Genomic DNA, 23776 nt, shown 5'->3' with positions numbered 1-23776 from the left:
GCCGCCATTATTGCTGAGTTAATTCAAGAGCTTGGTTAATTAGATGAAATACAACGTTTTGCTCAATAACACCTTGAGCAAGTTGTGCACCTGGGCCTTTAGCATGCAGTGAAATATCTTCACCGGCATGTGTTTCAGAACCGAGTGGCACGGTTGTTTCTTGGTGAAAACCTGGGGTTGTTGTATCAACACCATTTAACTCAACGCGCCCAGCTACTGGGCCGCTTAAGTAGGTTGCATCAGCGTTTGTTTCATCACCTAGGTCTCTAAAACCTAAACCATTTGCATAACCTACTGTAGTGTATGGCATGTCATCGGCAGCAAGGCTTGGCGCTGTTTGGCCTACGGCCACTACTTGGCCTAAAATTGGGTTACCGCGCTTAGGGTAACCAGCAATAGTAAATACGTGGCTGTGATCGGCAGTCACTAAAATAAGGGTTTCTTCTGGGTTGGTATTATCGATTGCTGCTTGAACTGCATTGGCAAATTCAATGGTGTCGTTAAGTGCGTTGTAAGCATTGCCTGCGTGGTGCGCATGGTCAATACGGCCCGACTCAACCGTTAAGAAAAAGCCATTGTCGTTTTTACCCAGCACGTCGATTGCTTTTGTGGTCATTTCACTAAGTGACGGCTCGCCTGCTACGTCGTTTGCTCGGTCAGCTTCGTATTGCATGTGCGATTCGTTAAATAAGCCAAATACTTTCGTAGCGTCATCGGCAATAGCATCAAACCCAGCTTGATCCATGACGTACGTTGCATTTGGATATTGTGTTTGCCACTCTGTGACAAGGTTACGCTCATCGGTACGATCGCCTTCAACGGCGCTTGTTGCATCGCTTGAATTAGCCGCTGCATCTTTTGGTAAAAAGTGACGACGACCGCCGCCCATTACAAAATCAAGGCCGTCCACGTCGGTACCTAAAAAGCGCGCTTCGAGGTTTTTTTCAAAGTTAACCAGTTGAGATGCAATATCTTCACAGGCTTCTGACCCTTCTGGCATATCTGAAATATCTTCCCAGTTACGGTCTGCCGATTTAGCATACGTGGCCGCTGGCGTTGCATGGGTAATACGCGCTGTTGAAATAACACCGGTTGCTAGGCCTTTAATCTCGGCAAGCTCTGTGGCTGTTAAAAGCTCGTTACCCGATAAAGTTGAACACACACCGCGCTCAATGTCTTCGTCTACACCAATTACACCTACATCAGTTTTAACACCTGAGATCATTGCAGTCATTGTGCCTGCAGAATCCGGCGTTTGCGCATCTACGTTATACGTTTTAACTTGCGCAGAATACGGGAACTCTTCAAAGCTTAAATAGCCTTCTTCACCTGGGTTGCCTGCTCGTTGGCCTTTTAAAATACGTGCTGCCGTTAGGGTAGAAATACCCATGCCGTCACCCACAAATAAAATTACGTTTTTTGCTTTTGTAACTTGCGCACTTTGTGCCTGAGTATTTTTAGTAGCTAACGTAGTTTGTGCGTTTGTATACCAGTTATTGTCTGTTTGGCTTTGTGGTAATACATTGGCATGACTTGCAGCGCTTAACATAAATGTTAGCCCAACCGCCGCAGCGACTTTTTTAATTTTCATCCTTTATTATTCCCATTATGTAGTGGTTATTTTTGCTTGAAGCTAAAACCTCAAATAAGTAACCGCTGCACTATAGAAAATACATATGACTAATAAAGGACGTTTTAATGAAGAAAAAGTGACCAAAGATTTACAAAAATAAGACACAAAAAAGCGCAGCGGTTTAACGCTGCGCTTGTTGTTATACAAGGGAAAATTTTTTAACTATTAAAAGCGCGCCTTAAACGACACCCCAAAGTAGCGCTCTGCATCACGCGGTATTTGGTAACGGAAATTATCGCCACTGTAGGTTGTTGCATAGCTTTCGTCTGTTAGGTTTTTAGCAATAAGTGATACTCTAAAGGCATCGTCTTTAAACGATAAACCTACGCTTGCATTTAAAATACCGTAATCTGGTAATAAGGCTGCTGGGTTAAACTCGCCTACATTATTAGGTAGGTCAGAGTATTGCTCGTCAGTGTATATGTACGAGCCATTTACGTGCACATTAAAGCCGTGTTCGGTTTCAATAAAGTAGTCAGCACTTAATGAGTACTTTAAGTCTGGCGAAAATGGAACATCTAGCCCTGAGCGGTCAGTACACGAGCCTGCGGCCACTTCTGGCGGACAATTAAATTCATCAATTTCGGCTTTAATATAAGCAATACCACCGGTTAGCGTAAGTGCATCGGTTGCGGCCCACATAAAGTCAACTTCTGCACCTTGTGTACTTACGTCGCCTGCGTTTGTTAAGCGAGTAATACAGGTGCCGTCTGAACAATCAAAGTTGTTTGCTTGGAAGCCTTCAATTTCGGTTTTAAATACTGCAAAGTTAAACACAAAGTCGCTGCTTGCATACTTATAGCCAAGTTCAAACGCGTCAGACTCTTCCGGCGCTATTTCACGGCCGTCGTTGTCAGGGTTAAAGTTGTAGTAAATATTGAAGCCAGGCCCTTTGTAACCTTGCGAGTAAGTACCGTATACCATTTGGCCATCGCCTAAATCGTATTGCATACCTAAACGGCCCGATACGTTAGTTTCTTCAGCTTTACCCTGCTCGTCAGTATTTAATGTTGCAGGGCGTACACCTACACCACGACGGCCATATACATCATTGCTGACACGGCGGTGCGTGTACGATACTTCGTCATCGGTATAACGCAGGCCAAATAGCATGGTTAAATCGTCAGATAACTCATAAGTACCATCGGCAAAGGCTGCCCAGTTATTAAACTCTGTACTCATGTATGCAGTAGCCGACACAATGTCGTTCGCATTACAGCTAACGCCTAAGCCCTGTGCGTAACCATCTAAGTCAGCAAGCGCTGCGTCTAGTTCTGCACCCGACAAGTTATTTTGCGCGTAAAACGCCATGGCGCTATCTAACTGGCCTGCGTTATTTTGGCAACTGGCATCGCGAGTAAAGTTACGTTGTGAGTCCATGTTCCAGTAAAATAAACCAGCCACGTAGTTAAATGCCCCACTTAGGTTAGACGTTACACGAAACTCTTGTGAAAACTGATCCCATTGCTGCTCACCAATATCATGTAACTGAAATGGCACACCAAATACGGGTTGATTGCTGTCGCCGGCAATAGAGGTAAAATCACCTTCACGAAACTCGGTGTTATCCCACGAGCGCTGTGCAGTAATTGATGTATACGTGTGGTCGCCAATGGTTTTATCAACTTGTACTGAAAACGCGCTGTGTTTATCTATTGTGCGCGACTCATAGTCGTGGTCAACTTTACGTTGATCTAGGTCTATGTCAGCAACACCATCAACAATACCGTTACTGTTTGGCGCCGCTTTTGAATCAGGATTACGGCCACTTGGTAGGGCTTCTAAATCGGCACAACAGTCGTCATCGGCGTTGTAGTATTCTGCAATAAATTTAACGTTTAGGTCGTCGGTTGGTTCGTATTTAAATACAGCACGCGCACCTTCACGATCGTAGCCGTTTACTTTTTCGTTGTTATATACGTTATCTATGTAACCATCAAACTTACCTTTAAATACGGTTAAGCTTGCTGCTAAGTCGTCGCTTAGGCCGCCACTTACAACGCCTTTAAAGCGATATTCGTTGTCTTGATAAAACGAGGTTTCTATACTGCCAGTAGTGTCGTAAGACGGATCTTTTGTTGTGATATTTACCACACCAGCCGAGGCATTTTTACCAAAGAGTGTGCCTTGTGGGCCGCGCAGTACCTCAATACGGTCTACATCATATAAATCAGCAAAAGCTTGACCAGAGCGGCCAAGTACTACGCCATCAACAACCGTTGCCACACTTGGCTCGGCAGCAATACTAAATGAAATTGTACCAATACCACGCACGGTGAGCGCCGAGTTACGGGTTGTGGTGCCTTTTCTAAAGCTCACAGACGGCACAAGCGATTGCAAACCTTCCATATTATTAGCAAACGCTGAATTAATTTGATCGCTATTTAGCACCGATACGGCAACCGGCACTTCGTTTAAGCTTTGTGTGCGCTTTTGCGATGTCACCACTATTTTTTCAAATGAATCGTTTTTATTATTTTGCTGTTCTTGTTCCGCTTGCGTTTGATTTACTTGTTCTTGCGCAGCATTAACTTGCGCGCTAACAGCTAAACCAGTTGTCATTGCTAACGAGACAGCCAAGCTTAAGATAGACTTTTTAGCTCTCATGTCATTCTCCATATTGTGCGTGTGTGCTGTGTGGTACCGCGCTAGCAATTGTGTGGCTTGCTAAATTACGGTGACAGTGTGTATTAAGTATTTTCCTTACCAGCTCTTATATCTTATATAAGAGCTACAAATTTAAACAATCAAACTTCGTAATGCAAACATTATGTGAATAAAATGTGATTTAAAATCACGTATAGTGGTTATAACCTGTGTTTATGCGGCCTTTGTGACACCTATATGGGCGAGGCTGTTTTCGTATCGCACATGCCAACGACGCACGCTCCACCAGCTAAACAATGCAGCTAATGTCCAAACAGTAATTAGGCTAGGCACAAAATAAACACTGGTACCGCCAACTAGGCCTAAAGGAGAAAATACAATATATAAGCTCACTATTAAGCTAACCAATACAATGGCGCACGGCAGTGCGTACTTCCAAGGGCTTAAGTTTACTTCGGCTTTGCGGGTAAATTGCCACGGTTTTGCAAGTGGCTTGTAGTAACCAATTCCTAGCATTATTGCCAATTCAATAAAGAATAAAATGGCGTAAATATGGATAAAGTTAATATCAACATCCCACACAAATTTAAGTAGCGTGTAGGCAATAACATGAAAAATAATCGCCACTTTAGCGCCCAATGCAGGCACTTTACGAGTAAATAAACCCACTAACACAATTGTGATGACCGGAATGTTATAAAAACCGGTAAATACACGAATAATGTGCCATAAACCTTCTGGCGCAAACATGAGTAATGGCGCGGTTATAAACGACAAAACAGCAATAACAATACTGGTTATTTTGGCCACTTTAATGAGCTTTTCGTCGCTTACTTTGTCTTTTTTCATGGGTTTATAAACATCTAAACAAAACAGCGTTGCGGCGCTATTTAGTAATGAATTAAACGAGCTAAATACCGCACCTAGTAGCACCGCTAAAAAGAAACCTGATAAGTACTGAGGAAGTACATCTTTCACTAAGTGTGGGTAGGCTAAATCAATAGTTTGTAGGCTTTCGTGCTTATAAAGATGGTACGCAATAACCCCTGGGATCATCATCATAAAGGGGACTAGTACTTTAAAGTACCCTGAAAACAACACTCCTTTTTGCCCTTCAACTAAATTTTTAGCACCTAATGTGCGCTGGATCACGTACTGATTTGTACCCCAATAAAATAAATTAGCGAGGATCATACCGGTGAAAATAGTGCCAAATGGCACGGGATCATCCTCGCTACCAATAGCATTAAGCTTTTCGGTATCGGTATTTACTAAAGTACTTAAACCATCAGCAAAGCTGCCATCGCCAAGCGCAATAAGCCCAAGCGTTGGCACTAAAATACCAATAATAAGTAACCCAACACCGTTAATAGTATCGGATACGGCAACCGCCTTTAAACCGCCGAATACCGCGTATATAGCGCCCACGGAGCCGACAATAATAATGGTAACAATAAGGCTTGCTTGATAACTCATGTCTAATAAGGCGGGTACATCAAATAGCCTAAGCACGGCGATTGATCCTGAGTACAAAACCGAAGGAATAGTAATAAAGCAGTATCCGACCATGAATAAGATCACGGTCATGCGGCGTACGGTATCGTCAAAACGATCTCGTAAAAACTCGGGTAAGGTAGAAAATGCCCCAGCTAAATAGCGCGGTAAAAAGATCAGCGCCATAATAATGGTAGAAATACCTGCGGTTACTTCCCATGCCATTGAACTAAGGTTGTAACCATACGCTGAGCCATTAAGGCCAATAAGTTGCTCGGCCGATAAATTAGTGAGGATCATCGACCCTGCTATAAATGTACCTGTTAAACCACGGCCCGCTAAAAAGTAACCGTCTTGGGTGTTAACTTCCCCTTTGGTTTTTTGGTACGAGATATATCCCACCAGCGCCATAAACGCCAAGCACGATAGCAGTGTCATGGTAATGTTCATACCTTCCATACTGTGTTCCTTTAAGCTTACTTAACTCGTTAAAAAGTAAGCTAATATCTTTATTATTATGTGTGTTGTGTGTGTTTTAAAACGAGTTTTTAATTTGGCCACGCAGTTAACTGGCTCATGTCTTGCTCTGTGTGTTGAACATCTGGGCCTAGCAATAGCGTATCGCCTTTACGAACGAACACGGCCATTTGTGTAAGCTCAAGCGTGTCTTCGTAATACTTTCCGCCTTGGTATGCCTGCCTATCAGGAAAGCTCAACCATTCCCCTTGCGGTAAGTAAAACTTCACTTTACCGTTTGGTACAACGCATGGCACAACAAGGAGTTTTTCGCCGCACATAAATTGCTGATCAAAACTATGTGCTAATACATCATCAGGAAATGCCAGTGCCATAGCGCGCTGAATAGGCAGCCCTGTTTGCTGCGCTTGCTCTGCACATGTTTGTAAATATGGAATTAACTGATAACGCAATTTAAGCGCTGCAAATACCGCGTCACTTGCTTGCTCGGTGTAAGACCACGGTTCGCGTGGGCCAATGCCATGTAAACGCATGTGCGCACTAAATACCGACGCTTGCGCCCAGCGTACATAAAGCTCTGCATCGCGCGTATCTTTATAAAAACCACCAATATCGGTTGCAAAAAATGGCCCGCCCGACATGCCCCACGCTAAGCTGCCGCGAATACTTGCTGCTAAGCCTTGCCAATCGGCTTGTGGATCGCCGCCCCACTGAGCAGGGAAACGTTGGCTACCCGTCCACGCTGAGCGGCTAAACAAAAAGGGGCCTGTTTTACAGTACTTTTCGGCAGCTTCATAAACGCAGCGGTTGTACAGCATGCTATAAACATTATGCAGTCTAATGCCGCTGTCGCCACTATGCGATACCATGTTTTCGTCTTCTAGCTGTTCGCCAAAGTCTGCTTTTATCATATCAACGCCAAGCTCAAACAATGGCTTGTGCGATTCGAGCCAGTATTCGTAAGCATCGGGGTGTGTAAAATCTAAAATACCCGACTCTGGCAATGGCGTAAGCACTTCGCCAAAGGGGCTTAAATCCCACTCGTATTGATACGCTTTACCTGTGCGTTTATCTTTTATTAGCCAGCCGTTCTCGGCCGCTTTAGCAAATAATGGGTTGTTTACCGAGATCATCGGGTATTCCCACACACAAATTTTAAAATCCATGGCTTTTAGTTCATCAAGCACAGGTTTTGGGTCGGCGTAACGTGTTGGGTCCCATTCAAAAGCAAAGCGGGTGTCGGTGTCTTGCCATGCTCGGCCATCAAGGGTAATGACATCACACGGCATATTTTTAGCACGTACTTCGCGGGCAACACTTAATAGCTCATCAGCATTTTTGTAGTACGCTTTTGATAAAATAACGCCAAAGCTCCACTGCGGTGGTACCGGTGCAAAACCAGTTAGCTCGCAGTAGCGATTAATACTTTGCGCAGGCGTTTGCTCTTGGTATAAAAATACATCAAGTGCGTCATCTTCAACTAAACACACGTAAGCACGTTGCGACCAAAGTGCGTAACCTACGCCATGGGTAACGGGCGCTGGCGTGTGTACAAATAAGTTCCAGCCCTCAGGGCTCCATGCGTATGGCGTATTTTTATAAGATTTTTCGGCATTTACGCCCAATGCATCATGATTGTATGAGCGAATAAGTTGGCCGCGTTTATCAAGCTTGCCCCATTTTTCACCAAGGCCATATACGGCTTCGTCGTAATTAAGTTCCAGGCTTAAAATCCAGCCGTGATCAGTTTTAGCCAGTGGCGGTAAACGATGCTGGCGTACAAAGTGGCCATCGGTTGCTGATTGCTGTACTAATTTGTCGTTTTTATAAAGCTTAAAATGAAATGGGTCGCTGTAAAATTCTAAACGGTACTCACCGGCTGTTGCTGCAAAGCCTTGGCCCAATGTATTAAGTAATAGCGGTAAATTAGTTGGCGTTGCGTTGAGTATATTAAACGCGTGGTCTTGCGTTATGCCTGCATTTAAACGTAAACCAAACTCGCTTATGGTAACGCTGACCTCACCAAATTGAGTCGGTAAAACTAGCACATGGCCTTGCAATTTAGGCTCTGCAATTAAGCGCGCTGGTTCTATTGCGTTCCAGTCTGGCTCACGTAATTCAAATGCATTCATGGGAGTTCCTTACCAACTATAGTCTTGTATAAGACACAAGTTAAATAATTGTGATCCCTATGTCAATGTAAATAAACTTAACTTTAATTAATTAACAGCACTCGCTTTAAACTAGGGTAGGCGCCGAGGTAACCACCAGCGATACACCACTTACACCCAGTAGCGTGATGGCAATAATGCGTATCCATTTTGCATCTACGTATGGGGTTAAGCGTCTTGAAAAATGAGTCACAAGTAATACTAAAGGAATTGCAGCCGCAATTAAAAACATAATATCGAGATCGGGCAAGGTGCCAAATAAAGCAATACCCACCCGCACTATGCCACCAATGGTAAACACTGCAAGTAACGTACTACGAATTGCTTCAATAGACCAAGCTTGTTTATAGCACTGAAACACCAGCGGCGGTCCCGACGTTGAAAACAAACCGCCCAGTAAACCACTTACCCCGCCTGCAATTAAAAAGGACCGAGGACGACTTTGCCTGTCGGTTCGCTTTCGTTTTACTAGCATTAAAGCGCAGCACAATAAAATGCTAATGCCCAATATAAAATTTAAAAACTGAGTTAAATGCGCCGACATATATTCAAGTAAAACAAACCCTAGCAACATTAGCGGAATGCCCGTATACAGCATGAGTTTTAGCTCGGGGATTTTTACTGCATTGCGGTTTTTAACAACCACAGTGGTTGAGTTAACAAGCCCTAACAAACTGACTAAAAACGTGGTTGCCGTTAATGGCAATACATCTAATAGCGTAAAACTGGCTACCACTAAAAGCCCAAAACCAAACCCACTGAGTGTTTGCAATAGTGTGGCTGCACTTAAGCAAAGCGCCATAACTAATATAAGTTCGAATGAAATACTGAACACTTTAAATTTCCTTGGGGTGCGCTATTGTAGTGTAACGATTTGTTTTTAGGCATAATGTAAAAACAAGCTGTAATACAATAGCTCACAATTAACTGATAGCACGCAAAAATGCGCAAAAAGTACCACTTATGTTATAACTACAGGTGGATTGAATTTAACGGTAAATAACAATGAGTAACTCTATGTTTGATCACAAATTAAGTGGCCCAAGCTTGGCTTTTCAACCACTTTACTTACAAGTGGCTGATTATATTAAACAGCTCATTGTTGAAAGACGCTGGGTACCTGGCGAAGCATTACCTAGCGAGTTTCGCCTTGCTGAAGAATTTAATGTAAGCCAAGGCACTGTTCGTAAAGCCCTTAACTTACTAACCGACGATAAAATAGTCACTCGCCGACAAGGTGTAGGTACGTTTGTATCTGAGCATACCGCACAAGACGCACTGTTTAGATTTTTCCCGCTTCAGGCCGATGGTAAAGGTGCAGACTTACCCAAAGCAGAGCTGTTATCGGTTGAGCTATGCCCCGCACCACACGATGTTATCGATGCCTTACAACTTAATAAAAAAGACAAAGTAACTAAGCTTGTGCGTAGGCGTATTCTTGATAACGAATTTTGTATGAGCGAAACTATATACCTGCCACAAAGCTACTTTCCTGATATACATCAAAGTAGTGATATTCCGCATACATTGTACCACTACTACCAAACCAAATTTAATCAAACCGTGCACAAAACCCAAGACAGCATAAAAGCGGTATTAGCCGACGAAACTGATGCAAAAATGCTTGCAATTAAAACTGGCGATCCACTGTTATTAGTGTCACGCATTACCGAATCAATTGAAGGTAAACGTATTGAATACCGCCAAAGCAAGTGTCGAAGCGATCATTACCATTACCAAATTGAGCTTGATTAACAGATGTAAAACCACTCACAAATAAAAATTTTTTAAAGGCAGCAATCGCTGCCTTTTTGCTATCTGCAGCTTTTTTAATTCGCTGTTTTAACACCTAGCTGTGCGCACAGTGTTGACACTGTTAGATTCGTATAATAACTTATGTCTTATACAAGACCAAAGTCATTATGCAATTTTAACAGGAATTCCCAATGAGTTCATTAAATAACATCCCGCCAGTCGGGTTCGGTTTATGGAAAGTAGCACAAGAAGATTGCGCGCAAACGGTGTATCAAGCCATTAAAGCGGGTTACCGCCATCTTGATTGTGCCGCAGACTACGGTAATGAAGAACAGGTTGGCGATGGCATAGCCCAAGCAATTAACGACGGCCTGTGCACCCGAGAAGAGCTATGGATAACGTCAAAACTTTGGAATACCTTTCATGCGCCCGAGCATGTAGAGCTTGCGATTGATAAAACACTCAGCGATTTAAAGCTCGACTACCTCGATCTATACTTAATTCACTTTCCGATTGCGCAAACCTTTGTACCAATCGAGACACGCTACCCGCCAGAGTGGTTTGTAGACCCAAATGCCCAAAGCCCACACATGGAGTTGGCAAAAGTACCACTACATTTAACGTGGCAAGCAATGGAAGAGCAAGTACATAACAACAAAGCAAAACGCATTGGTGTATGTAATTACTCAAGCGCATTACTCCACGATTTAATGACCTACGCCACCGTTAAACCCGCTATGCTGCAAATTGAATCGCACCCTTATTTAACGCAAGAGCGCCTTATAAGGTTGGCAAAACAATACGACATTCCAGTTACTGCATTTTCTCCACTGGGCGCGCTTTCGTACCTAGAGCTTGAAATGGCCGATCAAACAGAGTCTGTGCTTGAGCAAAGCGTAGTGAAAGCTGCGGCGCAAAACCATGGTAAAACACCAGCACAAGTTGTGCTGCGCTGGGGCGTGCAACGCGGAACAGCCATCATCCCTAAAACATCAAAACTTGAACGCATGACAGAAAATCTATCGCTGTTTGATTTTGAACTCAATGAGCAAGAAATGGCCGATATTTCTGCACTTAATATTAACCGCCGCTTTAACGACCCTGGTCACTTTTGTGAAGCAGCGTTTAACCGTTTTCACCCTATTTACGATTAGGAAAATACAATGTCAGCTACCGAACTTAACTACGCCGCAGTGCCTACTCAATTAACCTTCGATGACTCGGTTTTTCCGTGCATTGTGGTTAATAATAATAACGCCAGCACCGTTGAAGAGGCGGTGGCTTTCATTCGAGCAAATAAATCCGAACTAGAAACCAAACTGCGCAGCGCTGGTGCTGTACTGTTTCGTGGTTTTCCGATTAATAGCGCTGAAACCTTTGATACGTTTTCAGCAGGGTTTGATTACGATAATTTTACTTACCAAGAGTCGCTATCTAACGCGGTACGTATTAACTTTACCGAGCGTGTATTTACCGCTAACGAAGCGCCAAAAGATGTAGAAATTTACTTACACCACGAAATGGCTCAAACGCCTATTTCGCCAAGTAAATTATTCTTTTTTTGTAAATCGGCAGCGGAGGAAGGCGGCGCAACACCGCTTTGCCGCTCAGATAAATTATTTAGCGCTTTAAAGCAATTTGATAGCCAATTAGCCGATGACTTTGAACAAAAAGGCTTAAAGTACACCACTTACATGCCTGCAGCCGACGATGCAACATCGGGCCAAGGCCGCAGTTGGAAAAGCACGCTCAGCGTACAAAATAAAGATGAAGCGCACAGTAAACTTACCGAGCTAGGTTATGAGTGGGAGTGGCTAGAAGATGGCTCTTTAAAAGCAATTACCCCGGTTTTACCTGCGGTAGTTACCCTTGAAAACGGCGTACAAGTTTTTTACAACCAGCTTATTGCCGCTTACATGGGTTGGAAGGGCGTACGAGAAAACCCATCGGTTGCCATTACTTTTGGCGATGGCAGTGCTATTCCTAAAGCGGGACTTGATAAAATTGTTGAGCTTTCAAAAGAGTTTACCTTTGATTTAGCCTGGCAAGATGGCGATGTAGCACTGGTTGATAACGAAATGGCTATGCACGGGCGTCGTCCATTTACTGGTGAGCGAAAACGCCAAGTACTTGTTGCATTAACCGCAGCTAACGCCTAATGCGGCGAGTAAGTAATGCATTAAAAGCGTATGTATCGCCACTTTGGCAAGGTGCAAGTATTGCAGCAATGACTGGGCTTGCAGCCTTATTTTTAAGTGAACATTACGGCGCACCCGCTATGTTATTTGCTTTATTGCTCGGTATGGCGGTATCGTTTTTGTATCAAAGTGACAGCCCTTGCGCAAAAGGGATCGACTTCACCGGCTCCACTATTTTGCGAGTCGGCATTGTACTTTTGGGTACACGTATTGCTTTAGGCGACTTAATTACACTGGGCTGGCAAACTGCACTTATGCTTGCTGGTGCTATATTCACCACCATTATTTTAGGGGTAATACTTGCGCGCGTATTTGGCTTACAAAAGCGCTTCGGAGCTTTAACTGGCGGGTCTGTGGCTATTTGCGGTGCATCGGCAGCATTGGCTATTTCGTCTATTATGCCTAACAGCGAACACAAAGAGCGCGATACGTTACTTACCGTTATTGGCGTAACAGCTATGTCGACCATTGCTATGATTCTCTATCCAATCATTGTTAATTACCTAGAATTTGATGCCCATAACGCAGGGGTATTTTTAGGTGGTACCATACATGATGTAGCCCAAGTTGTGGGCGCGGGCTATTCCGTATCGCCAGAAACCGGCGACATTGCCACACTCACTAAACTTGTACGTGTAGCTATGTTACTGCCTGTTGTACTTATAATGATGGTTATAATTAATCGCTCCAATCAAAGCAATAAAAGCGACTTACCTAAGGTACCTGGCTTTTTAATTGGTTTTGTTATTTTAATGGTAATTAACAGCTGTTTTTCGCTGCCAAGCGTATTACTCGAAAGCACTAATGAACTGTCAAAGTTCTTTTTAATTACAGCTATTGCCGCCATTGGCATGAAAACTAACTTGGGAAAGCTTACTGAAGTGGGCATAAAACCCATTATTTTAATTGTGGCTGAAACTGTGTGGATAGCGTTATTAATACTGTGCTTTATATTCTTTAACTAACTGAATAAAAAAGGTTTAAGCCGTAAATTTTAAGATCAATATACACCATGTTAAACACGGCTTTTTAATTTAATTCTTTCTAAGGCTAAAAAATAAAATGACAATAAAGCTTGGTGTATTATCAAACATGCTGTTATCCTGCTCGGCATCGGGTTGATGAAAACCCAGTTTATTTGTAAGTACCTCGTTGATATTAGTAATAATCCTTCGCGTTATCCTCAGTTAAATGCACGTTTTCTTCCTGTTAAATTGCCTATTTAGGGCACACTTTTATTTATTTTTAGGATCTATTATGTCTAATACAACAACTGGTACAGTTAAATTTTTTAATGAAGCAAAAGGTTTTGGTTTTATCGAGCAAGAGTCTGGCCCTGATGTGTTTGCACATTTCAGCGCAATCTCTGGCGACGGTTTTAAAACCCTTGCTGAAGGCCAACGTGTACAGTTTACTGTTACTCAAGGTCAAAAAGGCCCACAGGCTGAGAACATTGTTAGCATTTAATTGCTAAACAATTAAATGGGTTAGCAATAACCCATTTTGAATACTAGTTTGAAAGAAGTTTTGTTTTATTTGTTAGTACCCCGTTGTTTTAGTAATAATCCTGCGCGTTATCCTCAAGTTAACTATTTTTTCCGGCTCAATCGCCTCTTTTCAGGCACACTTATATTAATTTTTTAGGATACATATTATGTCTACTACAACTACTGGTTCAGTAAAATGGTTTAACGAAGCAAAAGGTTTTGGTTTTATCGAGCAAGAGTCTGGCCCTGATGTGTTTGCACATTTCAGCGCAATCTCTGGCGACGGTTTTAAAACCCTTGCTGAAGGCCAACGTGTACAGTTTACTGTTACTCAAGGTCAAAAAGGCCCACAAGCTGAAAACATTGTTAGCATTTAACATGTTTTAAATAAATGCGTTTTTTAACGCATTTATTACCCCCTTAATTACCTCTTATAAGTATTAGTAAAACCCCTTCAAACATTTATTTCAGTCTTGCTTGAGCATAACTCCTGTATTGCCTACAATAGCGCACAATATATTCTATACAGATCCCTATTATGACTGATACAAACAAACCTGAATTACCAGATCAACTTTCTATTAATCCACGCAGCAAATTTTATGTAGAAGAAGTGTTTGAACATGAAATTGGTATTACACTAAATGGCAAAGAACGTTTTGACGTTGAAGAATACAGCATTAGCGAAGGTTGGATTAAAGTAGCAGCACCTAAAGCGTTAGATCGCCGCGGTCAGCCATTGCTTATGAAAGTAAAAGGCAAGGTAGAAGCGTTTTACAAATAAGCTAAACCTTATTTAAAAGTAAGCGACTCCTCTAGGCAGTCGCTTTTTTTGTGCCGATTAAAAAGTATTGAGCTATTTTCATGTTAAACCTGATGAAGTTTCACTATATTTTTAAGCAAAACATGCTTGAATGACGTCATATTGTATAGAACAGCGGAAGCTTATTATGAAAAAAGTAATTATTTTAGATGGTGGCATGGGCCGCGAACTTAAACGCATTGGCGCTCCGTTTACGCAACCTCTTTGGAGTGCGCAGGCACTTATAGAAGCGCCACACTTTGTTACTCAAGCACACTCTGGGTTTATAGATGCTGGCGCTGAAGTAATTACTGTAAATAGTTACGCCTGTGTACCGTTTCATTTAGGCGAAGCGCTTTATGATGCACAGGGTGCCGAGCTTGCTAACCAAGCTGCGATCATTGCAAAAAAAGCGGCTCAAAGTGCAAATAAAAATATACTGGTAGCAGGTTCGCTTCCTCCGGTATTTGGCTCTTACCGCCCGGAGCTATTTGAACGTAAGCGTGGTTTTACTATTTTAAATACACTTTACGAAGCACAAAACGAGTATGTAGATTTATGGATTGGCGAAACTATTTCTAGCATTGAAGAAGCACAAGTAATGGCAAGCGTACTTAAAAATTCAAACAAACCATGCTATTACGCATTTACCTTAAATGATGAAGTTAGCGAACTAGCAACCCTGCGCTCAGGCGAATTGGTAACTGACGCCGTAACCGAACTGCTTGATCACAATATTGCAGGTATTTTATTTAATTGCTCGATCCCCGAAGTAATAGAACAAGCCTTAATAGATACTAATAAGGTATTGTCGAAGCTTAATAAAACCATGGCTTTGGGCGCCTTTGCAAACGGTTTTACGCCTATTGCCCACGACTATCAAGCCAATCAAGGATCGCAAGCGTATCGTGATATTTCACCTTCAGAATACCTAGGCTTTGCAAAAAAGTGGCACGCTCTGGGTGCAACTATTATTGGGGGTTGCTGTGGTATAGGCCCAGAGTTTATTGAAGTGCTGGTAAACTGGAAACAGGAACTTGAAAGCGCTTAAGCTTTTAGTGCCCTTTAGGGCTTATTGGCTGCACCAATCGTGTTAAGTTATTAAGCATTTATAGCGACAGATAAATAGCGTGATAACAAGGCATAAATATCGACATGCAGTTGTTCTACATGAGAAATTCATAACGCTGTTAGCGCTCTATTTAGCACGCTAGAATGATTAAATATTTGAGTCGTTCGGTGTTATTCCCAGCACCCAATCAAGCCCTTGTATTGCAGTAGTAGGAAATGCCGTTGCATGGCTCGCTCCTTCAATAACAATACTTTTTAATTGTATGTTGTTACTGTTAAGTGCATTAATTTTTTGTACCAATAGCTTGGTACCCTCAACCATATTTTGCCCTTCACCAAAAGCAGGGGTTTCCTTTGCTCCCACCGATATATAAACCTTTGTAGGCACTTTAGGTTTATTTGCTTGTAGCGCTAAGATTGCGTTGCTATCAAACCAAACAGACGGGCTACCAATAATATAATGGCTAAATAAATCGGGCATCGTAAATAAAACAGTGGCACCAAATAAGCCGCCTAGCGAGTTACCTATGTAGGTTTTTTGTGTGTGACTTGCTCGGTAGTTTTGCTCAATATAAGGGAACACGGTGTTTTTAATAAACTTAATGTGCCCTTGCGCATTACCTGTTTGTTTTTTCCAATCCTTTGCAAAGGTAGGTGTGTAGTCTCTAATTCGACTAGCTGATCCAATAGACCCTTTTTCATAACCAATGGCAACAATAATTGCCTGCTGCATTTTGCCGCTATTCATAGGAAACCGTGTAGCCCCTGCCACTATAGGAAAGGTATACGGCGCATCGGTTAAATAAATAACTGGGTATGTTTTATTTGGTTTATTTTTATATGACTTAGGGAGTTGAATAAAAACAGGGTAAACACGCTTACTAGAAGGTTCTGTTAGCTGAATAACGCTACTTCTAGGAATTTCGTAAGGCGTATTTGCACTTAATTTAAAACAAGTTAATACACAAAGCAGTAATAACCATTTGGTTGGTAAATTCACTTAATTTCCCTTTATAAACTACAGCTACACTTATATTTGCCCAAACAGTAAAGAAGGCAGCGCCTCATAAAGGTAGCTGCCTAATATAAAGTGACTATAAAACCTTACTTAGAACGGTTTCGCCAACCACTCCATGCATCATCTTCTGAGTTAACTTTGTTTTTCTTCTTTTTCTTACCTGTGCCTTCTGGTTTTGCCATTGGCTTGTCGTTTTTAAGCGCATCAGCTGCATCAAGGTTTGCTTGGTTAACTGCAAAACCCGTTACTTCTTCACGCTCTAAGCGAAGTTTGTTTTTCTTTTCGATTATTCTAAAGTGATGAAAGTCTTCATAATCAATCAACGATAACGCTAAGCCAACTTCGCCAGCACGGCCGCTTCGGCCAATACGGTGCATGTAATCGGCGGGGCTACGCGGTAAGTTAAAGTTAATAACAACGGGCAGTTTGGCAATATCTAAACCACGGGCTGCAATATCGGTAGCAATAAGTACTTCTATTTCACCGGCTTTAAATTTTTCAATTACGCGAGTACGCTCACTTTGGCCTTTATCACCATGAAATACTTGTGCGTTAATACCACGCTTTTCAAGCTTGCCCGCTAAGTGCTCACAGTCTTTTTTAGCGTTTACAAAAATAAGTGCTTGGCGCCATTTATGCTCTTTAATTAAATGCGCTAAAACCGTGGTTTTTTCGCCTTTATTAACCGTAAATACGCGCTGTACAAGCGTGCTTTCGTCTTTACTTTGAACTTGTATTTCAACTGGGTTGGTTAACAGCTCTTGCGTTAATTGTGTGACTTGCTCTGGGAAGGTTGCTGAAAACAACATTGTTTGTTTTTTAGCAGGCATTAACGCTAATAACTCAGAAAGCTCTTCGGTAAAGCCAAGGCTTAGCATGCGGTCGGCTTCATCAAGTACTAAGGTTGTTACTTTATCGAGCTTAATCGCATTGCTTGAGATTAAATCGAGCAAGCGCCCAGGTGTTGCCACAATAATATCAGCGCCGCCGCGTAGAACCTGCATTTGTGTATTAACCGACACACCACCAAATACCGCCACCGTTTTAATGGCGCCATTAAAGTTAGCAGAATACGATTTAACGCTATCGGCCACCTGCGTTGCAAGCTCACGGGTAGGTACCAAAATAAGCCCAGTGACAAAGTTACCTTTGTTCGCTGCTTTTTTAGCGCTTTGCTCTAAAAATAGGGTTTGCAGCATTGGTAATGCAAACGTTGCTGTTTTACCTGAGCCAGTATTTGCACCCGCAATTAAGTCACTGCCCGCCAAGATACTTGGGATTGCTTTTGCCTGAATCGGCGTAGGTTGCGTGTATTCAAGATCAGACAAACGAGCAATTAGCTCTGGAATAAGGCTAAGTTCGTTGAAATTACTAGGATTTGCGGCTGAGGTCATAAAAGGTGCGGGCTCATTGCTAAAAATAGCCTGTAATTTTAGCGTATTTAGCAGCTATTAAGTAGAGGTTAGTGATTTAAATAATATTTAGCTACAGGTAATAAAAAGACGCTTGCGCGTCATTTTTATTTAACAGTAACTAAAAACTCTAGTTACGTTTATCTAGCTCTACCTGTAACCTAGCTTTTGTTTCTTTTAAGTAATTTATATAAGGATATGAGTCATCTGCAATGGCTAATGCAGACTCCATCTGTTCAAGCGCTTGGCGAGTATCGCCTTGCATTTCATAGCCATAAGATAAGGCTGAAAACGCATCGACTGACTTTGGGTGGTTTTTTATATTGTACTTAAACACTTCAATAGCACGGGTAAATTGCTTGCTGCCCGTTAAGTTATAACCGAGTGATCTAACAGCGCGATCCGATGGCGCAATCTGCTCGCCCCATTGTTGAGATAAGCTTTGATAATAAGTATCAATAGAGGTTACATCGTCAGTTAAAGCACTTATGGGCATTTGTTTAGGCAAAAATAAGTTATGATAGGCATTAAATGAACCAGCAACCGAAGTCAGGTTATGCGAGACACCATCAAACGCATCACTAAAGAAGCGTAAATTTGGCAAGCTATTAGATTGCAAAGCTTGCTGAAGTTCATTGTATCGCTCACGCATTATGCCTGCTTCTTCGCCTATATTAATGTAAACATAGTTATTTAGGTCTTTTGATGTATTAATAAACGCCTTAGTTGCTTTTACCGATGCACCATAGTTCCACCAAACCGCTGGGCTATAGGCAATATGCGCTTGGAAAAGATCTGGGTTAGCTTGCATTGTATAAAGTGCAAACACGCCTGCCGCAGAGGCCCCTGCAATCACATTATAATTGTGCGTACGATAACTTTTATTAATTAAGGGCATAAGTTCTTGCGCAATAAATGCTAAAAACTTTGCTGCACCACCGCCTTCACCTACCGGGCCTTGTGGCTCTTTATTAACTGTGGGGTATAAATCCCTTAAGCGATTGGTGTTTTCAATAGCGACAATAATAACCTCTGGTGCACGATTATCATTTTGCAAGCGCTCCATCACAGCACTTATAAGCGGTATGTTACCCGCGCCATCAAGGCGATAAATGACCGGATAAACTTTGTTTGGCTCAGCTTGGTAGTTCTTTGGTAGCTGGACTACAACAGTACGCTCTTCGTTTAAAACAGCCGATTTAATAGAGTGCATGAACTGAGAGTAATCTACACTTTGCTGTTTAGTGCCAGATTGGGCAAAGACACTTTGTGAACTAAAAGCAAAAAAGCTAACAAAACAAATAACGGCTAATAAACGCATTACTAATCCTTTTGAAAATAATGGGTTATTTAATCTAACAGGCTTTGAGGTACAAAAAAAGGCGCGTTGAGCGCCTTTTTAGTTTTAACTAACAAACAATAACTTATTGATTTTACTCAACCGTAACCGATTTAGCTAAGTTACGTGGTTGGTCAACGTCGGTACCTTTAATTACGGCTACATAGTACGACAATAACTGTAATGGCAGTGTGTAAACAATTGGCGCAATAATGTCGTCAGTGTGGTTTACGTTGATTACACGCATTGTGTCGTCTGACTCAAAGTGTGAATCTTTATCTGCGAATACGTAAATAATGCCGCCACGTGCGCGTACTTCTTCTACGTTTGATTTAAGCTTTTCTAATAGCTCATTGTTTGGTGCTACAACAATAATTGGCATGTCAGCATCAATAAGTGCAAGTGGCCCATGTTTTAGCTCGCCCGCTGCGTAGGCTTCTGCGTGAATGTACGAAATTTCTTTAAGCTTAAGCGCGCCTTCCATTGCAATTGGGTATTGCGAACCACGACCTAAAAACAGTGAGTGATGCTTGTCGGCAAACTCTTCTGCAAGGTCTGCAATGCCATCAGCAAGCAGTAATGTTTCTTCAAGCTTAGCAGGAAGTACTTTTATAGCATTTACAATGGCACTTTGATCGAGCTGTTTTTCTTGTGCTATAGACGCAGTAAGCATTAACAAACCAACTAATTGTGTTGTAAATGCTTTAGTAGAAGCTACACCAATTTCAGCGCCGGCTTTAGTCATAAAGGCAAGGTCAGATTCGCGCACAAGCGATGAACCCGGCACGTTACAAATGGTCATTGATGCCATGTAACCTTGCTCTTTAGCTAAACGTAGTGCAGCTAGCGTATCGGCTGTTTCACCCGATTGTGAAATAGTCACAAGTAGGCTGTTTTCGTGTACATACGATTGGCGGTATCTAAACTCAGAGGCAATCTCAACATTACAGCTAACGCCTGCAAATTGCTCAAGCCAGTAACGGGCAACCATACCTGAATGATATGACGTACCACAGGCAATAATTTGTACGTGTTTTACGTCTTTAAATATTTGCTGAGCGCTGTCGCCAAAGGCATCAATTGCTACGCGGTCGTCGTTTAAACGCCCTTCAAGGGTATTGCGTACCGCAAGTGGTTGCTCGTAAATTTCTTTTAGCATGTAGTGGCGATAGTCGCCTTTGCCTGACGCGTCTTGCGTGATATTTGATTCAACAACCTCACGTTCTACAGCGTCACCATTTTCATCAAAAATTTCAACAGTGTCGCGGGTAATACGTGCTACATCGCCTTCTTCTAAAAATATAAAACTACGAGTAACAGGTAATAGTGCTAACTGATCAGACGCAATAAAGTTTTCGCCAAGGCCTAAACCTATAACAAGCGGGCTACCTGAGCGCGCTACGATGATTTCGTTGTCGTTTGCTTTATCAAATACAACGGTACCAAATGCACCTTCAAATTGCTTAACCGCTGCTTGAACAGAAGCAAGTAACGTAGTGTGTTGCTTACGAAGCTTATGAATTAAGTGCACCATTACTTCGGTATCTGTTTCAGATAGGAACTCGTAGCCTTCTTCTTTAAGCGATGCGCGTAGGCTTGCATGGTTTTCAATAATACCGTTATGCACAAGTGCTAGCTGGTTGTTTGATACGTGCGGGTGAGCGTTTTCTTCTGTAACGCTTCCGTGTGTTGCCCAGCGTGTGTGTGCAATACCTGTATGGCCGCTAACGCCTGCTTTCTCAAGTGCAGCTTCTACGTTTACTACTTTACCGACTGCTTTTACAGTATTTAGCGTAGAGCCTTCTAAAAGTGCTACACCGGCAGAGTCGTAACCACGGTATTCAAGACGTTTAAGGCCTTCAACTAAAATTTTGTTTACTGGACGTTCTGCAACTGCCCCAACTATTCCACACATAGTGTCTCCATTAATTTTTTAATTCTAGTAACTCACTTTGTAGTTACTAATCAATAATATCTGCACAAATTAGTTTTACACCACACGCCTCAATCGCTTTGCGTTTATCATCTGCTAAGCCAGTATCGGTTATTAAAGTGGTTACTATTTTCCACGGTAATTCTAAATTTGGTATTTTTCGGCCAATCTTATCTGATTCAACCATAACGATTACTTCGCGGGCGGCCTTTGCCATAACTTGGCTTAAGCCGACTAACTCATTAAAGGTAGTCGTGCCGCGCTTTACATCTATGCCATCTGCACCAATAAATAGTTGATCGAAGTCATAAGAGCATAATACGTTTTCGGCAACTTGCCCCTGAAACGACTCAGAATGTGGATCCCATGTACCACCGGTCATTAAAAGTGTTGGCTCGTTTTCAAGTGATAGTAAACGGCTCGCCACTTTAATCGCGTTGGTCATTACAACTAACCCTCGCTTATTTGCAAGCTCTGGGATCATAGCGGCCGTAGTGCGCCCGCTATCAATAATAATGCGGTTATGATCTTTTATGAGTGCTGCCGCAGCCTTAGCTATTGCTACTTTGCGTTTAGAGTCTATTTCGTCACTTACAATTTCTTTAGGCAGTGCAATAGCTCCACCATAACGGCGCAGTAACAGGCCGCTTTTTTCAAGCGCAGTTAAATCCTTTCGAATGGTTACTTCAGATGTTTGAAACTGCTCAGCGAGCTTTTCAACAGCCACTTCACCTAGCTCATTTACCTGAGTAAGTATTAAATGACGGCGTTGCTGTGTGTTTCGTTTAGTCATAAAGCTCGTAGATTAAGTTTCGTTTCGAAAGATATTTAATTTTAAACGAAACTAGTTAAATGGCAAGTGAACGAGCAAAAATAAAGCAGCTTTCAACAAGTAATAATAAAGGTAAAATAGCTTTAGCACTTTTTAACTAAACACAGAAACCAAAATGCAGTCATTTAATAGCTTAAACAAAGAGCTTTTAGCCCTACGAAAGCAAACCGGCGAAATATGCCGACTCTTTAATAAAAGCCCAAGTAAAGGTAATTTAAAACGCATTAAAGAGCTGTTCGATCAATGCGGTGAAGGGGTAATTATAGAATCAGGTTTTCATTGCGATTATGGTAATCAAATAACGATTGGTGATCGTAGCTTCATAAACATTAACTGTACGGTATTAGATGCTCCAATTAGTGAGGGGGCAATTACTATCGGTGATGACTGCTTAATAGGCCCCAATGTTCAATTACTAGCGGTATCCCATGCGGTTAACCCTTCACAGCGACTGAATAAAGAAAACTTTGCTGCTCCTATTTCAATAGGAAATAACGTTTGGATTGGCGCAGGTGCAATTATTTTAGCAGGCGTATCTATTGGCGATAATAGTGTTATTGGTGCGGGATCGGTAGTAACAAAAAGCATTGCATCAAACACTGTGGTTGCTGGCAATCCGGCGATAAAGCTCAAGGATATTTAACACGCTAAAGCCCGCCCTAAATCGTCGTTTACGGCGATATTTAATTTATATTGAGCTAGCCTTTAATTCCTAATTCACCCCCTAATTGCTCAATATCTGTATGTTGCTCAAAATACTGCACAACTGCTTGAATCTGTTGTTGCTTTATACCTTCAAAATTATCGATTAGGTAACCTTTAATCTCACTAAAGTTCCACGTTAAGCCCATCTCTATTGGAATTTTGGTTAGGGCAGTGAAAACCTCTTCAATCGTTTTATCGTTAAGTAAAAAACGAATAAACTGCATTACAGCTAAGTTCTCTGGGTTATCTGAGTATTTCTCAGCCTCTGCAACACGAGTCAGGACTTGTTCTGGCGTTTCATAAATCAAAGCAAGTTCAGCTATATTTGCTCTTGAGTTAGCTATAGTTTTTTGAATTTCTTCATTCGATGAGCCTTTGAACTGCTCAATCAAGGTTATAAAGCTGTTTAGTGCATCATCAAACTTGCCTTGCTGACCATAAGTAATGCCTTGGTTACACATCGCTTTAGCCACTTGGATTTGAACCTCTTCATTCGATGAATCTTTGAACTGCTCAATCAAGGTTGCGTAGCTGTTGAATGCATCCTCAAGTTCGCCTTGCTGATCATAAGTAACGCCTTGGTTACCCATCGCGTTAGCCACTTGAATTTGAATCTCTTCATTCGATGAGTATTTAAACTGCTCAATCAAGGTTGCGTAGCTGTTTAGCTCGTCATCAGGCTTGCCTTGCTGACCATAAGTAACGCCTTGGTTACACATTGCTTTAGCCACTTGAATTTGAATCTCTTCATTCGATGAGTCTTTGAACTGCTCAATCAAGGTTGCGTAGCTGTTTAGCTCGTCATCAGGCTTGCCTTGCTGACCATAAGTAACGCCTTGGTT

20 protein-coding genes are annotated in these 23776 nt (G+C 42.1%); 9 read left to right on the top strand and 11 right to left on the bottom strand.

Features of this window, described 5'->3' with window-relative positions; genetic code table 11:
• Positions 1-7: 7 nt before the first annotated feature.
• From MTF67_RS14965 to MTF67_RS14945, 5 genes are all read right to left on the bottom strand, one after another.
• Entirely contained in the window at positions 8-1591 is a 1584-nt protein-coding gene (locus MTF67_RS14965) for an alkaline phosphatase (RefSeq protein ID WP_248519971.1), read from the bottom strand.
• 207 nt (positions 1592-1798) lie between these two features.
• Positions 1799-4240, bottom strand: coding sequence for a TonB-dependent receptor (locus MTF67_RS14960; protein WP_248519970.1), 2442 nt, complete (start codon positions 4238-4240; stop codon positions 1799-1801).
• Positions 4241-4453: 213 nt separating this feature from the next.
• Complete coding sequence (locus MTF67_RS14955; RefSeq protein WP_039038161.1) at positions 4454-6193, bottom strand: solute:sodium symporter family transporter; 1740 nt, start codon at positions 6191-6193, stop codon at positions 4454-4456.
• An 89-nt stretch (positions 6194-6282) separates the two neighbouring features.
• Complete coding sequence (locus tag MTF67_RS14950) at positions 6283-8343, bottom strand: alpha-xylosidase (protein WP_248519969.1); 2061 nt, start codon at positions 8341-8343, stop codon at positions 6283-6285.
• A 106-nt stretch (positions 8344-8449) separates the two neighbouring features.
• Positions 8450-9217: a sulfite exporter TauE/SafE family protein gene (locus tag MTF67_RS14945; protein WP_248519968.1), complete on the bottom strand. Its 768-nt coding sequence runs from the start codon at positions 9215-9217 to the stop codon at positions 8450-8452.
• A gap of 170 nt (positions 9218-9387) precedes the next feature.
• Between MTF67_RS14945 and MTF67_RS14940 the strand changes: the two genes are divergently transcribed.
• The 8 genes from MTF67_RS14940 to MTF67_RS14905 all read left to right on the top strand — a co-directional run bounded on the left by MTF67_RS14940 (position 9388) and on the right by MTF67_RS14905 (position 15675).
• Positions 9388-10137 (top strand): GntR family transcriptional regulator, encoded by a 750-nt coding sequence (locus tag MTF67_RS14940; RefSeq protein WP_010557877.1) that lies wholly within the window; start codon positions 9388-9390, stop codon positions 10135-10137.
• 191 nt (positions 10138-10328) lie between these two features.
• Positions 10329-11291, top strand: a complete 963-nt coding sequence (locus MTF67_RS14935; protein ID WP_248519967.1) for an aldo/keto reductase — start codon at positions 10329-10331, stop codon at positions 11289-11291.
• A gap of 9 nt (positions 11292-11300) precedes the next feature.
• The gene (locus MTF67_RS14930; protein WP_248519966.1) at positions 11301-12296 is read left to right on the top strand and encodes a TauD/TfdA family dioxygenase; all 996 of its coding nucleotides are present in this window, start codon (positions 11301-11303) and stop codon (positions 12294-12296) included.
• Complete coding sequence (locus MTF67_RS14925) at positions 12296-13300, top strand: YeiH family protein (RefSeq protein ID WP_248519965.1); 1005 nt, start codon at positions 12296-12298, stop codon at positions 13298-13300. The genes MTF67_RS14930 and MTF67_RS14925 overlap by 1 nt, the downstream gene beginning before the upstream one ends.
• A gap of 292 nt (positions 13301-13592) precedes the next feature.
• Complete coding sequence (locus tag MTF67_RS14920; protein ID WP_006792548.1) at positions 13593-13802, top strand: cold-shock protein; 210 nt, start codon at positions 13593-13595, stop codon at positions 13800-13802.
• A gap of 187 nt (positions 13803-13989) precedes the next feature.
• Positions 13990-14199 carry a cold-shock protein gene (locus tag MTF67_RS14915; RefSeq protein WP_006792549.1) on the top strand — a complete coding sequence of 70 codons (210 nt, stop codon included), beginning with the start codon at positions 13990-13992 and terminating at the stop codon, positions 14197-14199.
• Between the two features lie 161 nt (positions 14200-14360).
• Entirely contained in the window at positions 14361-14606 is a 246-nt protein-coding gene (locus tag MTF67_RS14910) for a DUF3297 family protein (RefSeq protein WP_006792550.1), read from the top strand.
• Between the two features lie 166 nt (positions 14607-14772).
• Positions 14773-15675, top strand: a complete 903-nt coding sequence (locus MTF67_RS14905) for a homocysteine S-methyltransferase family protein (RefSeq protein WP_248519964.1) — start codon at positions 14773-14775, stop codon at positions 15673-15675.
• Positions 15676-15843: 168 nt separating this feature from the next.
• Here MTF67_RS14905 and MTF67_RS14900 read toward each other — a convergent pair whose 3' ends face one another.
• From MTF67_RS14900 to MTF67_RS14880, 5 genes are all read right to left on the bottom strand, one after another.
• Positions 15844-16695: an alpha/beta hydrolase-fold protein gene (locus tag MTF67_RS14900; protein ID WP_248519963.1), complete on the bottom strand. Its 852-nt coding sequence runs from the start codon at positions 16693-16695 to the stop codon at positions 15844-15846.
• A 104-nt stretch (positions 16696-16799) separates the two neighbouring features.
• A complete protein-coding gene (locus MTF67_RS14895) occupies positions 16800-18107 on the bottom strand; it encodes a DEAD/DEAH box helicase (RefSeq protein ID WP_248519962.1) in 1308 nt (435 codons plus the stop codon).
• 148 nt (positions 18108-18255) lie between these two features.
• Positions 18256-19446, bottom strand: a complete 1191-nt coding sequence (locus MTF67_RS14890; RefSeq protein WP_248519961.1) for an alpha/beta hydrolase-fold protein — start codon at positions 19444-19446, stop codon at positions 18256-18258.
• 112 nt (positions 19447-19558) lie between these two features.
• Positions 19559-21379, bottom strand: coding sequence for a glutamine--fructose-6-phosphate transaminase (isomerizing) (gene glmS / locus MTF67_RS14885; RefSeq protein WP_121638181.1), 1821 nt, complete (start codon positions 21377-21379; stop codon positions 19559-19561).
• Positions 21380-21425: 46 nt separating this feature from the next.
• The gene (locus tag MTF67_RS14880) at positions 21426-22190 is read right to left on the bottom strand and encodes a DeoR family transcriptional regulator (RefSeq protein ID WP_248519960.1); all 765 of its coding nucleotides are present in this window, start codon (positions 22188-22190) and stop codon (positions 21426-21428) included.
• A 154-nt stretch (positions 22191-22344) separates the two neighbouring features.
• Here MTF67_RS14880 and MTF67_RS14875 point away from each other — a divergent pair, with 154 nt between their 5' ends.
• Positions 22345-22872, top strand: coding sequence for a sugar O-acetyltransferase (locus MTF67_RS14875; RefSeq protein WP_248519959.1), 528 nt, complete (start codon positions 22345-22347; stop codon positions 22870-22872).
• Between the two features lie 55 nt (positions 22873-22927).
• Here MTF67_RS14875 and MTF67_RS14870 read toward each other — a convergent pair.
• A partial coding sequence (locus MTF67_RS14870) for a tetratricopeptide repeat protein (protein WP_248519958.1) occupies positions 22928-23776 on the bottom strand: 849 nt, incomplete at its 5' end.

Source organism: Pseudoalteromonas sp. 2CM32C (assembly GCF_023161925.1).
GTDB classification, from domain to species: Bacteria; Pseudomonadota; Gammaproteobacteria; order Enterobacterales; family Alteromonadaceae; genus Pseudoalteromonas; species Pseudoalteromonas marina.
Note: the sequence above shows the minus strand (reverse complement) of the source record. Positions and strands in the feature narration are given on the sequence as shown.